At 69.8% G+C, this 13,256-nt stretch carries 16 protein-coding genes; all 16 read left to right on the top strand.

Annotated features, from left to right (window positions below):
- Positions 1-228 precede the first annotated feature (228 nt).
- The 16 genes from rho to ABD213_RS12130 all read left to right on the top strand — a co-directional run bounded on the left by rho (position 229) and on the right by ABD213_RS12130 (position 13,253).
- Positions 229-2,067 carry a transcription termination factor Rho gene (rho, locus tag ABD213_RS12205; RefSeq protein ID WP_344328986.1) on the top strand — a complete coding sequence of 613 codons (1,839 nt, stop codon included), beginning with the start codon at positions 229-231 and terminating at the stop codon, positions 2,065-2,067.
- A 91-nt stretch (positions 2,068-2,158) separates the two neighbouring features.
- Positions 2,159-2,641 (top strand): glutathione peroxidase, encoded by a 483-nt coding sequence (locus tag ABD213_RS12200; protein WP_344328984.1) that lies wholly within the window; start codon positions 2,159-2,161, stop codon positions 2,639-2,641.
- A 241-nt stretch (positions 2,642-2,882) separates the two neighbouring features.
- Positions 2,883-3,089, top strand: coding sequence for a 50S ribosomal protein L31 (gene rpmE, locus ABD213_RS12195; protein WP_344328982.1), 207 nt, complete (start codon positions 2,883-2,885; stop codon positions 3,087-3,089).
- An 82-nt stretch (positions 3,090-3,171) separates the two neighbouring features.
- Positions 3,172-4,239 carry a peptide chain release factor 1 gene (gene prfA, locus ABD213_RS12190; protein ID WP_344328980.1) on the top strand — a complete coding sequence of 356 codons (1,068 nt, stop codon included), beginning with the start codon at positions 3,172-3,174 and terminating at the stop codon, positions 4,237-4,239.
- The gene (gene prmC / locus ABD213_RS12185; RefSeq protein ID WP_425546061.1) at positions 4,236-5,081 is read left to right on the top strand and encodes a peptide chain release factor N(5)-glutamine methyltransferase; all 846 of its coding nucleotides are present in this window, start codon (positions 4,236-4,238) and stop codon (positions 5,079-5,081) included. Before prfA ends, prmC begins: the two co-directional genes overlap by 4 nt.
- Positions 5,082-5,157: 76 nt before the next feature.
- A complete protein-coding gene (locus ABD213_RS12180; protein ID WP_344328978.1) occupies positions 5,158-5,646 on the top strand; it encodes a VTT domain-containing protein in 489 nt (162 codons plus the stop codon).
- 36 nt (positions 5,647-5,682) lie between these two features.
- On the top strand, positions 5,683-6,333 hold the full coding sequence (locus tag ABD213_RS12175; RefSeq protein WP_344328975.1) for an L-threonylcarbamoyladenylate synthase: 651 nt from the start codon (positions 5,683-5,685) through the stop codon (positions 6,331-6,333).
- Complete coding sequence (locus tag ABD213_RS12170; protein WP_344328973.1) at positions 6,326-7,447, top strand: glycosyltransferase family 4 protein; 1,122 nt, start codon at positions 6,326-6,328, stop codon at positions 7,445-7,447. The genes ABD213_RS12175 and ABD213_RS12170 overlap by 8 nt, the downstream gene beginning before the upstream one ends.
- Positions 7,444-7,833 (top strand): hypothetical protein, encoded by a 390-nt coding sequence (locus tag ABD213_RS12165; protein ID WP_344328971.1) that lies wholly within the window; start codon positions 7,444-7,446, stop codon positions 7,831-7,833. Before ABD213_RS12170 ends, ABD213_RS12165 begins: the two co-directional genes overlap by 4 nt.
- Before the next feature lie 35 nt (positions 7,834-7,868).
- Positions 7,869-8,126, top strand: coding sequence for an AtpZ/AtpI family protein (locus ABD213_RS12160; protein WP_344328969.1), 258 nt, complete (start codon positions 7,869-7,871; stop codon positions 8,124-8,126).
- Complete coding sequence (gene atpB, locus ABD213_RS12155) at positions 8,123-8,923, top strand: F0F1 ATP synthase subunit A (protein ID WP_344328967.1); 801 nt, start codon at positions 8,123-8,125, stop codon at positions 8,921-8,923. Before ABD213_RS12160 ends, atpB begins: the two co-directional genes overlap by 4 nt.
- An 83-nt stretch (positions 8,924-9,006) precedes the next feature.
- Positions 9,007-9,213: an ATP synthase F0 subunit C gene (gene atpE / locus ABD213_RS12150; protein ID WP_344328964.1), complete on the top strand. Its 207-nt coding sequence runs from the start codon at positions 9,007-9,009 to the stop codon at positions 9,211-9,213.
- Positions 9,214-9,268: 55 nt separating this feature from the next.
- Entirely contained in the window at positions 9,269-9,805 is a 537-nt protein-coding gene (locus ABD213_RS12145; protein ID WP_344328961.1) for a F0F1 ATP synthase subunit B, read from the top strand.
- A 23-nt stretch (positions 9,806-9,828) separates the two neighbouring features.
- Complete coding sequence (locus ABD213_RS12140; RefSeq protein WP_344328958.1) at positions 9,829-10,632, top strand: F0F1 ATP synthase subunit delta; 804 nt, start codon at positions 9,829-9,831, stop codon at positions 10,630-10,632.
- A gap of 29 nt (positions 10,633-10,661) precedes the next feature.
- The gene (atpA, locus tag ABD213_RS12135) at positions 10,662-12,302 is read left to right on the top strand and encodes a F0F1 ATP synthase subunit alpha (RefSeq protein WP_344328956.1); all 1,641 of its coding nucleotides are present in this window, start codon (positions 10,662-10,664) and stop codon (positions 12,300-12,302) included.
- A 6-nt stretch (positions 12,303-12,308) separates the two neighbouring features.
- Positions 12,309-13,253: a F0F1 ATP synthase subunit gamma gene (locus ABD213_RS12130; RefSeq protein ID WP_344328954.1), complete on the top strand. Its 945-nt coding sequence runs from the start codon at positions 12,309-12,311 to the stop codon at positions 13,251-13,253.
- Positions 13,254-13,256 lie beyond the last annotated feature (3 nt).

Here is a 13,256-nt window from a genome sequence, read left to right as displayed (position 1 = left end):
CTCCGGAGGGAGTCTGCCTGGCGCGCGTCGGGGAGTCGGTGCGACGGCGGCGGGTGCTAGGCTGGTCGTGTCGGTGTTTGAGCCCCCGTCACGAGTCCGTTCTCCGGGCCCGGTCCAGGGATCAGCCTCCACCGGTGTTCCCGGCGCATCGCCGGTCCCACGGGGCCGCGCCCGGTGTCGCCTCCACGACGTCCCGTGTCTGCGGGCCACCACAGAAGGAACCACCACGTGACCGAGACCTCCACGGCCGAGTCCACCTCCCCGTCCGACGCACCCGCTGCCGAGAAGGCCGCCGCCCCCGCCCGGAAGAAGGGCGGTGCCCTGGGTGGCAAGGTCCTGGCCGAGCTGAAGGAGATCGCCGCCGAGCTCGGCATCGACGGCGCCTCCGCCATGCGCAAGGGTCAGCTGATCGACGCGATCAAGGAGGCACGGGGGGAGGCCCCGCGCACCGCGCCGCAGTCCTCCGAGCCCGTCGCCGCTCCGAAGGAGTCCGGCCAGGCCGCCGCCGACGATGCCGCTTCGAAGGGTCGGGGATCGAGGGGTCGGGCCCGGAAGGCCGAGGACCAGTTGGGCCAGGATTCGAACGACCAGGGCTCGAAGGACCAGGGTCGGAAGGGTCAGGGCCAGAAGGCCGACGACCAGGTGGACCAGGGCTCGAAGCAGCAGGACGCTCAGGCGCAGAAGGGACAGCGCGGACAGGGCAAGAAGGAGCAGGGCCAGAAGGAGCAGGGCCAGAAGGAGCAGGGCCACAAGGAGCAGGGCCAGAAGGGCCAGGGTCGCGGCGACCAGTCCAAGGGCGACCAGACCAAGGGCGAGCAGTCCAGGAACGACGGGTCCAGGAACGACGGACGCAACGGCAACCAGGACAACCGCCAGCGCGGTGGTGCCGACGCGCGTGAGGACGACGACGAGATCGGCGGCAACGGTCGTCGCCGCAACCGACGCGGTCGCAACCGCGGGGGCCGCGGTCCCGACGGTGAGCCCACGTACACCGAGGAGGACGTCCTCGTGCCTGCCGCGGGCATCCTCGACATCCTCGACAACTACGCCTTCGTCCGCACCACCGGCTACTTGCCGAGCGAGAACGACGTCTACCTGTCGCTGTCGATGGTTCGCAAGCTGGGGCTCCGCAAGGGCGACGCCGTCACCGGCCAGGTGCGTCAGCCGCGCGAGGGCGAGCGCAAGGAGAAGTTCAACCCCATGGTGCGCATCGACACCGTGAACGGCGCCACCGCCGAGGAGTCGCGCTCGCGTCGGGAGTTCTCGGCCCTCACGCCGGTCTTCCCGGACGAGCGCTTGCGCCTGGAGACCACGCCGGCGGTCGCCACGACCCGCGTCATCGACCTCGTGGCCCCGATCGGCAAGGGTCAGCGAGCCCTGCTGGTGGCACCGCCCTCCTCGGGCCGCACCACGATCCTGCAGGCCGTGGCCGATGCCGTGACCGCCAACAACCCCGAGTGCCACCTCATGGTCGTGCTGGTCGACGAGCGTCCCGAGGAGGTCACGCAGATGCAGCGCTCGGTCAAGGGGGAGGTCATCGCCTCCACCTTCGATCGTCCCGCGTCGGACCACACCACCGTCGCGGAGCTCGCGATCGAGCGGGCCAAGCGTCTCGTCGAGCTCGGCCACGACGTCGTCGTGCTGCTGGATTCCCTGACCCGCCTGGGGCGCGCCTACAACCAGGCCGCCTCGTCGGGACGCATCGTCGACGGTGGTCTCGACGTCTCCGCGCTCCACCAGCCCAAGCGGTTCTTCGGCGCTGCGCGGAACCTGGAGAACGGCGGCTCGCTGACGATCCTCGCCGTCGCGTCGTCGGAGACCGGTTCGCGCACCGACGAGCTCATCCTCGAGGAGCTGCAGGGTGCGGCCACCCAGGAGCTGCGCCTGCGTCGTGACCTCGTCGACGAGCGGCTGTTCCCGGCGGTCGACATCGCCGCCTCGGGCACACGCCGTGACGACCTGCTGCAGGACGCGTCGGAGCGCTCGAAGGCCGAGGCCGTCCGGCAGCAGGCTGCGGGCTCGACCCCTGCCAAGGCGCTGCAGGCGCTGCTCGACCGTCTCGGCTGATCCCCGGCGCGCGCGGTCCGCGGTCCCGGGTGTCGGGACCGCGGGCCGCCGCTGGTCTGCGGCGCGAGGCCGCACTGTCTAGATTGGCGCCATGACCTCCGCGTACGACTTCACCGCCACGACCATCGACGGCGCCGAGCGCCAGCTCGCCGACTACCGCGGCAAGGTGCTCCTCGTCGTCAACACCGCCACCCAGTGCGGCTTCACCCCGCAGCTCAAGGGGCTCGAGGAGCTGTACTCGGAGTACGTGGACCGTGGGCTCGTCGTCCTGGGGTTCCCGTGCAACCAGTTCGGCGGCCAGAACCCGGAGTCCGACGAGGAGACCGCCACCTTCTGCGAGCGCAACTACGGCGTGAGCTTCCCGATGTTCTCCGAGGTCGACGTCAACGGTGACGACGCCCACCCGCTGTACGTCTGGCTGAAGCAGGAGAAGGGCGGCATCGGCCCGTCGAAGATCAAGTGGAACTTCACCAAGTTCCTCATCGACCCCGAGGGCAACGTCGTCAAGCGCTACGGCTCGACCACCAAGCCCGAGAAGATCGCCTCCGACATCGAGAAGCTCCTCCCCGCCTGACCCTCCCTGCCTGGCCCGGGGCCGCGGTTTACCACGGTCCCTCGGTATGTCTGTTCTTCCCGCGGCAGATCTGCCGCGGGAAGAACGCGTTTGCCTACAGACCGTGGTAAACCGCAGCTCGGCGAGAGCGGTGGGGAACATTCCGGGCGGTCGATTTCGTTGAGACCACTGCCGGATGGCACAATCGACCCTCGGTACTGGCTCCCGGGACTTCCGACCCAGTGCCCCACGAGAGGACACCATGAAGAGCAACATCCACCCCGAGTACGTCGAGACCCAGGTCACCTGCACCTGTGGCAACTCGTTCACCACGCGCAGCACGGCCACCGAGGGCACCCTCCGGGCCGACGTCTGCTCGGCCTGCCACCCGTTCTACACGGGCAAGCAGAAGATCCTCGACACCGGCGGCCGCGTGGCCCGGTTCGAGAAGCGGTACGGCAAGAAGTAGCGACCTCCACGGCGCCGATCCACCCGTCGGGTGGGTCGGCGCCGTCGTCTGTCCACGTCCCACGCCTGCCGCAGGAGGTCCGATGTTCGAGGCGGTCGAGTCCCTCGTCGAGGAGCACGCGATGCTCGAGGAGCGCATGGGCGATCCCGCTCTGCACGCCGACCAGGCCGCCTCCAAGCGCGTCGGGCAGCGGTACGCCGAGCTGAGTGCCATCATCCGCACCTATCGGGAGTGGCAGCAGACGGTCGACGACCTCGAGGCGGCCAGGGAGCTCGGACTCGCCGAGGAGGCCGAGGACGCCGAGCGACGGATCCCCGTGCTCGCGGAGCGGCTGCAGCGCCAGCTGGTCCCGCGCGACCCCGCCGACGCCAAGGACGTCATCCTCGAGGTGAAGGGGGGAGAAGGTGGTGAGGAGTCGGCCCTGTTCGCCGCCGACCTCCTGCGCATGTACACACGCTTCGCGGAGTCGCGCGGCTGGAGCGTCGAGGTGCTCGACGCCACCTCGACGGCTCTCGGCGGCTTCAAGTCCGTCACCGCCGCGGTGAAGGCCAAGGGCACGCCGGAACCGGGCGAGGCGCCGTACGCGCTGCTCAAGTTCGAGGGCGGCGTCCACCGCGTCCAGCGCGTGCCGGTCACCGAGTCGCAGGGACGCATCCACACCTCGGCGGCCGGTGTGCTCGTGCTGCCGGAGGCCGAGGACGTCGACGTCCAGGTCAACGACGCCGACTTGCGCATCGACGTGTTCCGGTCCTCCGGACCGGGGGGTCAGAGCGTCAACACCACCGACTCGGCCGTCCGCATCACCCACGTGCCCACGGGCATCGTCGTGAGCTGTCAGAACGAGAAGAGCCAGCTGCAGAACAAGGAGCAGGCCATGCGCATCCTCCGCTCGCGCCTGCTCGACGCGGCACGGGCCGCGGCGGACGCCGAGGCCTCGGACGCGCGCCGGTCGCAGGTGCGCACGGTCGACCGCTCCGAGCGGGTCCGCACCTACAACTTCCCCGAGAACCGCATCAGCGACCACCGGACCGGCTTCAAGGCGCACACCCTCGACGCCGTCATCGACGGTGCCCTCGACGACGTCATCGCCTCCCTCGTCGAGGCCGACCTCGCCGAACGTCTCGCCGCGCTCGAGCCGGGGTCCTCGTGAGCCGCGTGCGGACCGCCGCCGAGCGGCTGCTGGAGGAGGCGGTCACGACGCTCGCCCAGGCCGACGTCCCCTCGCCGGAGGTGGACGCGGAGCTGCTGCTCTCCCACGTGATGGGCCTGCCGCGCGCGATGCTCCGGTCCCGGGCCAAGCCGCAGGAACCGCAACGCCGTGCCTACCTCGAGCTGGTCGAGGCGCGGGCACGGCGTGTCCCGCTGCAGCACCTGACGGGCAGCGCGGCGTTCCGCTACGTCGACCTCGAGGTGGGCCCCGGGGTCTTCGTGCCACGTCCGGAGACCGAGCTGCTCGCCGGCTGGGCCGTCGAGCAGGCCCAGGCGCGTGAGGCCCCCGTGGTGGTCGACCTGTGCACCGGCTCGGGCGCGATCGCGCTGTCGATCGTGCACGAGGCGCCTGCCGCGCGCGTGCACGCCGTCGAGCTGGACGAGAGTGCGCTGGCGTGGGCCGAGCGCAACCTCCTCGGCACGGGCGTCGACCTGCGCCAGGGAGACGCCTTCGAGGCGTTCGCCGATCTCGACGGCACGGTCGACGTCGTGGTGTGCAACCCGCCCTACATCCCGCTGGAGGCGTGGGAGTCGGTGGCACCGGAGGCCCGCGACCACGACCCGGCACTGGCGCTGTGGTCCGGCGACGACGGCCTCGACGCCATGCGCCGGCTCGAGGAGACCGCCTGGCGCCTGCTGCGGCCCGGGGGAGTGGTCGGCGCCGAGCACGCCGACGCCCAGGGCGGGTCCGCGCCGGCGGTCTTCACCCGTCGCTGGCGCGACGTCGTCGATCACGACGACCTCGCCGGGCGACCACGCTTCGTCACGGCGACGCGACCCTGAGTCCTCGAGACCGTCGAGCGCGCGTCGCGCGACACCTGTCGCCGAACGGCGGTGAGGCTGCCCTAGGGTGATCGCCATGGGCGACCTCGCGATCCACGGGGCCGCCTTCGCCTTCGGGATCGCCTCGGCGATCTTCCCGGTGTTCAACGCCGAGGCCTACGTCGTCGGTCTCGGCGGCCTGGTCTCCGACGACGTCACGCTGCTCGTCGCGATCGTGGCGCTCACCGTCGGCACGGTCATCGGCAAGGCGGTCGTCTTCGTGCTGATCCGCCGCGGCTCCGAGCGGTTCTCCCGCAGCCCGAAGGCCCGTCGTCCGCCACGCACGCGCTTCGGGGCGTGGGTCCGACGGGTGGGGAACGTGCTGCTCGGCGTGATGGAGCGTCCCTGGGCAGGTGCGGCGACGGTCTTCCTGTCCTCGCTGGTCGCCGTCCCCCCGCTCGCGATCGTCACCATCGTGGCGGCCCTCTCGCGTCAGCGGCTCTGGGTCTTCCTGACGATGGTGCTCATCGGGCGGGCGATCCAGTACCTCGCGATCGCGTTCGTCATCCACCGGGTCATCGGATGACGGGGGATCGATGACGGTCCCGCTAGGGTGGCGCCCGTGACGACGACGTTCGACTGCTCCGACGACGAGCGCCGCACCGCCGGGATCGAGGCAGCCGCCAGGGCCCTCGACGACGGCGGGCTCGTCGTGCTGCCCACCGACACCGTCTACGGCATCGCGGCCGACGCGTTCTCCCCGGCGGCGGTGCAACGCCTGCTCGACGCCAAGGGTCGCGGTCGCGACATGCCACCGCCGGTGCTCGTCGGGGCGCCCACCACCCTGGAGGCGCTCGCCGCCGACCTCCCCGGCTGGCTGCGCACCATGACGCAGACGCTGTGGCCCGGTCCGCTCACGATCGTGTGCCGGCAGCAGCCGTCGCTCTCGTGGGACCTCGGCGACACCCACCACACGGTGGCCGTGCGCATGCCCGACGACCCCGTGGCGCTGAACCTGCTGAAGCAGACCGGTCCGCTCGCGGTGAGCAGCGCCAACACCAGCGGCGACCCCGCTGCGACCACCGTCGCCGAGGCCGAACGGATGCTCGGTGACCTCGTCGAGGTCTACCTCGACGGCGGTCCCAGCCGCGGCGGCACGGCGTCGACGATCGTCGATGTCACCGGGTCGACGCCCCGGGTGCTCCGCGAGGGTCCCGTCACCCTCGAGCAGCTCCACGAGTTCAACAACACCGTGGAGCCGTTCGGTGCGTGAGTACCTGGTGGTCTTCGGTGTCGCCCTCGGCGTCACCTACCTCCTGGCCTCCATCGCCCGGATGGCAGCGATGCGCTTCGGCGCCGTCGCCAAGGTCCGCGACCGTGACGTCCACGCCATCCCGACGCCGTACTTCGGGGGACCGGCCATGCTCGGCGGTCTGCTCGCGGCCTACCTCGTGGCCACCAACCTGCCGTTCCTGTCGCGCAACGAGGACGCCGTCTTCGGCGACGCGAGAGCAGTCATCATCGGCGGAGCGCTCATCTGCGTCGTCGGGATCGTCGACGACCTCTTCGAGCTCGACGCGCTGAGCAAGTTCGCCGGGCAGGTGCTGGCGAGCCTGGTCGTGGTCGCCCTCGGGGTGCAGTTCCTCTACCTGCCGCTCTACAACAACTACCTTGGCCTGGACACCGTGCAGTCGGTCATCTTCACCGTCGTCCTCATCGTCGGCACCGCGAACGCCGTGAACTTCGTCGACGGACTCGACGGGTTGGCCGCCGGCATGGTCGCGATCGGCGCCGTGGCGTTCTTCTCCTTCGCGTTCATCCTCGCCGTCGTCAACGGCGAGGCCCGTGCCATCGCCGCGGCACTGCTGACCGCAGCCCTTGCCGGGGCCTGCCTGGGGATCCTGCCGCACAACTTCTTCCCGGCCCGGATGTTCATCGGCGACTCCGGCTCGATGCTCATCGGCTTCGTCCTGGCGTGCTCCTCCATCAGCCTCACCGGGCAGTTCCCGGCCACGAGCCTGCAGGAGGGCATCGGTGGCGACGCGAGCTTCCTCGCGGTGCTGCTGCCGCTGTTCCTGCCGTTCACCGTGCTGCTGGTGCCGTTCGTCGACCTCGGGCTCGCGGTCCTGCGCCGCACCCGCGCTGGACGCTCGCCGTTCAGCCCGGACAAGATGCACATCCACCACCGCTTGCTCGAGATCGGTCACTCGCACCGGCGCGCGGTCCTGATCATGTACGCCGCGGCCGGCCTGGTTGCCTTCGGCAGCGTCGTGGTGAGCCTGTTCAGCGGGTGGGCCTCGTTCATCGGGTTCGCCGCGCTCGCCGTCGTGACGGCCGCGGCGGTCTTCGTCCTGCCGCGCCTGGACAGGAAGGTCTGGGACACGTGAGCGCCCTGTGGCGCGTGGCGGTCCCCGGACTGGTGGCCGTCGTGGGCGTCGCCGCCGCGCACAGCCTCCTGGTCGACGCGCGCGCGGGCTGGTCGGCTCTCGGCGGAGGGTTCGCCGTGGCGGTCCTGCTCACCTCGACGCCGGTGGTGCTCGGTCCGATCACACGGGTGGTCCCCGAGCTGTCGCTCGCGGCGGCCGTCACGTTCTACCTCACGAAGGTCGCCGTCCTCGCCGTCGCGCTGTCCGTCCTGGCCGCTCCCGGCACCCGTGAACAGGTCGACCTGAGAGCCGTCGGAACCTCGGTGATCGCCGTCACGCTGGTGTGGACGGCGTTGCTCGTCGTGGCCGAGCTGCGCACCCGTCGACCCCTGTACGACCTGCCGTAGGAGTCACGCCGCGAGCCTGCTAGCCTGCTCGTGCAATGAGCGAGACTGCACCGCCGGTGGACCCCTGGGTCTCCTTCAGTCGGATCGTGGCCGGCGTCGTCCTGTACGGCGCCATCGGGTTCGGACTGGATCGCTGGTGGGGCACGACGTTCATGGTGGGGATCGGAGTCGTGCTGGGTGCCGGTTTGGGCATCTGGACGGTCTGGGCCTCGCTGCGACACGATGACATGACGTCGGCCGTCGGCGGACTCACGAGACCGCGACCGCGCCATGAGACAAAGGGTGATGAGTGACCTTCGCTGCACCGTCGGGACTGGCCGCCACCGAGCGCGGCCCGTACATCCCGAGCCCCTCCAGCTTCGACCTGCCGCCGCTGTTCGAGGTCGCCGGCCTCGGCGTCACCAAGCCGATGGTCCTGCTGCTGCTCTCGGTCCCGCTCATCGCGGGCGTCCTGTGGGCCGCCTCGCGCCAGGCGGCCGTCGTGCCGGGTCGGCTGCAGTTCGCCGGTGAGATGGCCTACGGGTTCGTGCGCAACGTCGCGCGCGACAACATCGGCTCCGAGCACTTCCTGCGCTTCATGCCGTACCTCGTGTCGTTGTTCTTCATCATCCTGGTGAACAACTACTACGGCCTGATCCCGGTGCTGCAGTTCCCGACGTTCTCGCGGATCGGCTTCACCGCCGCCCTCGCCGGCATCACGTGGCTGCTCTACAACGGCGTCGGCGTCGCCAAGCACGGCCTGCTCGGCTACCTGAAGCTGCAGACCATGCCGGCCGGCGTCAACGGCCCGATCCTGATCGTCCTCATCCCGCTGGAGTTCTTCTCCAACATCATCGTCCGGCCCTTCACCCTGGCGCTGCGACTCTTCGCCACCATGTTCGCCGGCCACCTGCTGCTCATCCTGTTCTCGATGGGCGCGGCCTACCTGATCCTCGACCTGGGTGGTCTCAACATCATCGCTGGCTTCGGCTCGGCGATCATGTTCATCCTCATCGGTTTCCTGGAGATCCTGGTCATGTTCCTCCAGGCGTACGTCTTCACGCTCCTGACCGCCATCTACGTCGGCGGTTCGCTCGCCGACGAGCACTGATCCGGCACCCGTCGGCTCGGTACAACTGCATACGATTCTCCCGAGCGGCGCCGCAGGGCGCCGAGAACGAAAGGACAGCCACAATGGGTGGTTCGCTGAACATGATCGGTTACGGCCTCGCGACGATCGGCCCCGGTCTCGCCGTCGGTCTGATCTTCGCCGCCTACATCAACGGCGTGGCCCGTCAGCCCGAGGCGCAGGGTCGTCTGCAGACGATCGCCATCCTCGGCTTCGCCCTGGCCGAGGCCCTCGCGATCATCGGCATCGCCCTCGCCTTCGTCCTGAGCTAGTCGCGGGCACCTATCCCGTGACCGGACCCCAGTTGACCAAGATCGAGGTGACGTCGTGAGCACGACCCTTCACACCGCCGAGGGCTACGAGATGAACCCCCTCATCCCGTTCCTGCCCGAGGTGATCATGGGCGCCGTCTTCTTCGGCATCCTGATCTTCCTGGTGGCCAAGTTCGTGGTGCCCAACTTCGAGAAGGCGTACGCCGATCGGACGGCCGCCATCGAGGGTGGCATCGAGGAGGCCCAGGCCGCGCAGAAGGAGGCCCAGGCCGCGCTGGAGAAGTACAACGCCCAGCTCGCCGAGGCCCGTCACGAGGCCGCTCGCATCCGCGAGGAGGCCAAGGAGCAGGGCGCGCAGATCGTCGTCGAGCTCCGGGCCCAGGCCAAGGAGGAGGCCGAGCGCATCACGGCCACCGCGCACGCGCAGGTCGAGGCCGAGCGTTCGCAGGTGCTCGCGCAGCTGAAGGCCGAGGTGGGCACCATCGCCACCGAGCTCGCCGGGCGCATCGTGGGCGAGGCCCTCGACGACGAGGCGCGCCAGCGTCGCACCGTCGAGCGCTTCATCGCCGAGCTCGAGGAGTCCTCCCACTGATGAGCTCCTCTACGAGCGCGGACATGCGCGGAATCTCAGCGGCCTCGCGCGACGAGGTCCTCCAGGCGGTGGAGTCCGCCGACGCGGCCTCCGCGGCCGCGCTGGGCACCGAGCTCTTCTCCGTGGTCGGCGTGCTCGACGGCGCCGCGGCACTGCGACGGGTCCTCACCGACCCGTCCACGCAGGCCGAGGCCAAGAAGGCCCTGGCCGCGTCCGTCTTCGAGGGCAAGATCTCCTCGCAGACCCTGTCGGTGCTCTCGGTCGCCGTCGGTGGCCGCTGGGCGGCCGGGCGCGACCTCACCGACGGCCTCGAGACGGCGGGCGTCGCGGCGCTCGTGGCCTCCGCGGACGCCGAGGGCACCCTCGACGACGTCGAGACCGAGCTCTTCGAGGTCGGCCAGGCGATCGCCTCCGACGACGAGCTGCGCGCGGTCATCGCCGACCGCACCGTGCCGATCGAGCACCGGCTGACGCTCGTCGACCGCCTGTTCGCCGGCAAGGTCAAGGGCCAGACCCTCGACCTCGTCCACCAGGCCGTCGTCGGTCGCGCCGGGTCGTTCGAGCGGGTGCTGAAGGGCTTCGGCGACCTCGCCGCCACCCGGCGTGACCGGGTCGTCGCGCTCGTGCGCGTCGCCTACGACCTCGGTGAGGACGAGCAGGAGCGCCTCACCTCGGCGCTGGCGGCCAGGTACGGCCGCGGCGTCCACCTCAACATCGTCGTCGACCCCTCGGTCGTCGGAGGCATCGCCGTCTCCGTCGGCAGCGAGGTCGTCGACGGCACCATGTCCAGTCGCCTCGAGGCTGCCCGTCGGCAGCTCGCAGGCTGAAGCACGAACCACAGAAGGCAGGCACAGACATGACGGAACTCTCCATCCGTCCGGAGGAGATCCGCGACGCGCTCCAGCAGTTCGTGTCGGACTACTCCCCGAGCTCCAGCACCACCGAGGAGGTCGGCGTCGTCTCCGACGCCTCCGACGGCATCGCGCACGTCGAGGGTCTGCCCTCGGCCATGGCCAACGAGCTGCTCGAGTTCGAGGACGGCACGCTGGGCCTCGCACTGAACCTCGACGTCCGCGAGATCGGCGTCGTCATCCTCGGTGACTTCTCCGGCATCGAGGAGGGACAGAAGGTCCGCCGCACCGGCGAGGTCCTGTCCGTCCCCGTCGGCGACAACTATCTCGGCCGCGTCGTCGATCCCCTCGGCAACCCCGTCGACGGCCTCGGCGAGATCGAGACGAGCGAGCGCCGCGCCCTGGAGCTGCAGGCCCCCTCGGTGGTGCAGCGCAAGTCCGTGCACGAGCCGATGCTGACCGGCATCAAGGCCATCGACTCCCTGACGCCCATCGGCCGCGGCCAGCGTCAGCTGATCATCGGCGACCGCCAGACCGGCAAGACCGCGATCGCGATCGACACGATCATCAACCAGAAGGAGTTCTGGGAGTCCGGCGACCCGTCCAAGCAGGTCCGCTGCATCTACGTGGGCATCGGCCAGAAGGGCTCGACGATCGCCTCGGTGCGCGGCGCGCTCGAGGACGCCGGCGCCCTGGAGTACACGACCATCGTCTCGGCGCCCGCGTCGGAGTCGGCCGGCTTCAAGTACCTGGCGCCCTACACCGGTTCGGCCATCGGCCAGCACTGGATGTACCAGGGCAAGCACGTCCTGATCATCTTCGACGACCTCTCCAAGCAGGCCGACGCCTACCGCGCCGTCTCGCTGCTGCTGCGCCGCCCGCCGGGCCGCGAGGCCTACCCGGGCGACGTCTTCTACCTCCACTCGCGCCTGTTGGAGCGTTGCGCCAAGCTCAGCGACGAGCTGGGTGCGGGCTCGATGACCGGTCTGCCGATCATCGAGACCAAGGCCAACGACGTCTCGGCCTTCATCCCGACCAACGTCATCTCCATCACCGACGGTCAGATCTTCCTGCAGTCGGACCTCTTCAACGCCAACCAGCGCCCCGCGGTCGACGTCGGCATCTCGGTCTCGCGCGTCGGTGGCGCCGCCATGACCAAGTCGATGAAGGCCGTCACCGGTTCGCTCAAGGTCGAGCTCGCGCAGTACCGCGCGATGGAGGCGTTCGCGATGTTCGCCTCCGACCTCGACGCGGCGTCCAAGGCCCAGCTGGCCCGTGGACAGCGCCTCATGGAGCTGTTCAAGCAGGGTCAGTACAAGCCGTTCCCCGTCGAGCAGCAGGTCGTCTCCATCTGGGCGGCCACGTCCGGCAAGCTCGACCCCGTCCCGGTGCAGGACGTGAACCGGTTCGAGGAGGAGTTCCTCGAGTTCGTCATGCGGTCGCACTCGGGCATCTTCGACGCGATCCGCGAGTCCGGGAAGTTCGAGGACGACTCCGAGTCGGCCCTCGAGGACGCCTACACCTCCTTCCTCGAGCAGTTCGAGACCAGCGAGGGTGAGCGCATCCGCGTCGGTCACGAGGAGTTCGAGGCTCTTGACGACGAGGACGTCGAGCAGGAGCAGATCGTCAAGCAGAAGCGAGGCTGATCACCCATGGCAGCGTCCGTGCGCGAGATGCGCGCGAAGATCAGGTCGACACAGGCGACCAAGAAGATCACGCGCGCCATGGAGCTGATCGCCGCCTCCCGGATCATCAAGGCCCAGCAGCAGGCGGCGGCGGCGACGCCGTACGCCCGCGAGCTGACGCGCGCGGTCTCGGCCGTCGCGACGTTCTCCGGGGTCGATCATCCGCTCACCACCGAGAAGGAGAACCCCAAGAAGGCGGCGGTCCTGGTCATCACCAGCGACCGTGGTCTGGCGGGGTCCTACTCCTCGGGTGTGCTGAAGGAGGCCGAGCGGCTCGGCGAGAAGCTGCGGGCGGACGGCAAGGAGGTCGACCTCTACCTCTCCGGACGCAAGGGCGTCGCCTACTTCAGCTTCCGCCAGCGCGACTTCGTCGAGTCCTGGACCGGCTACTCCGACCGTCCGGAGTACGTCCACGCCCGCGAGATCGGCGACACCCTGACCGCGGCCTTCCGGGCCGACGACGAGGACCCCGAGGCGAGCGAGGAAGCGGGGCTCGACCCCTCCCGTGCGGTCGATGAGCTGCACATCGTGTTCACGCGGTTCCGCTCGATGCTCACGCAGGAGCCCGACGTCATCCGTCTGCTCCCGCTGGAGGTCGTCGAGGGCACCGAGGAGCCCGACGAGAGCGAGCTCCTGCCGTTGTACGAGTTCGAGCCGTCGTCGGAGGAGGTGCTGGATGCGCTGCTGCCGAAGTACGTCAACAGCCGCATCTACTTCTGCCTCCTGCAGGCCGCGGCCTCCGAGCTCGCCGCCCGCCAGAAGGCGATGAAGTCGGCCACCGACAACGCCCAGGACCTCATCGAGAAGTACACCCGCATTGCCAACCAGGCCCGCCAGGCCGGGATTACCCAGGAGATCAGCGAGATCGTGGGCGGCGTGGAAGCGCTGTCCAGCTCCGCTGGGAATGAGTGAGAG

Origin of the sequence: Aeromicrobium halocynthiae (assembly GCF_039531385.1) — a bacterium.
GTDB classification, from domain to species: domain Bacteria; phylum Actinomycetota; class Actinomycetes; order Propionibacteriales; family Nocardioidaceae; genus Aeromicrobium; species Aeromicrobium halocynthiae.
This window is presented reverse-complemented; position numbering and strand designations above follow the sequence as displayed.

What these genes read in the sequence shown, in the direction of transcription:
- ABD213_RS12180 (WP_344328978.1), top strand. Translation starts at nt 5,158, where the DNA reads ATGGGCGACCTCGCGATCCACGGGGCCGCCTTCGCCTTCGGGATCGCC.
- ABD213_RS12160 (WP_344328969.1), top strand. Translation starts at nt 7,869, where the DNA reads ATGAGCGAGACTGCACCGCCGGTGGACCCCTGGGTCTCCTTCAGTCGG.
- atpA (WP_344328956.1), top strand. Translation starts at nt 10,662, where the DNA reads ATGACGGAACTCTCCATCCGTCCGGAGGAGATCCGCGACGCGCTCCAG.
- rpmE (WP_344328982.1), top strand. Translation starts at nt 2,883, where the DNA reads ATGAAGAGCAACATCCACCCCGAGTACGTCGAGACCCAGGTCACCTGC.
- ABD213_RS12130 (WP_344328954.1), top strand. Translation starts at nt 12,309, where the DNA reads ATGGCAGCGTCCGTGCGCGAGATGCGCGCGAAGATCAGGTCGACACAG.
- ABD213_RS12140 (WP_344328958.1), top strand. Translation starts at nt 9,829, where the DNA reads ATGCGCGGAATCTCAGCGGCCTCGCGCGACGAGGTCCTCCAGGCGGTG.
- ABD213_RS12200 (WP_344328984.1), top strand. Translation starts at nt 2,159, where the DNA reads ATGACCTCCGCGTACGACTTCACCGCCACGACCATCGACGGCGCCGAG.
- atpE (WP_344328964.1), top strand. Translation starts at nt 9,007, where the DNA reads ATGGGTGGTTCGCTGAACATGATCGGTTACGGCCTCGCGACGATCGGC.
- prfA (WP_344328980.1), top strand. Translation starts at nt 3,172, where the DNA reads ATGTTCGAGGCGGTCGAGTCCCTCGTCGAGGAGCACGCGATGCTCGAG.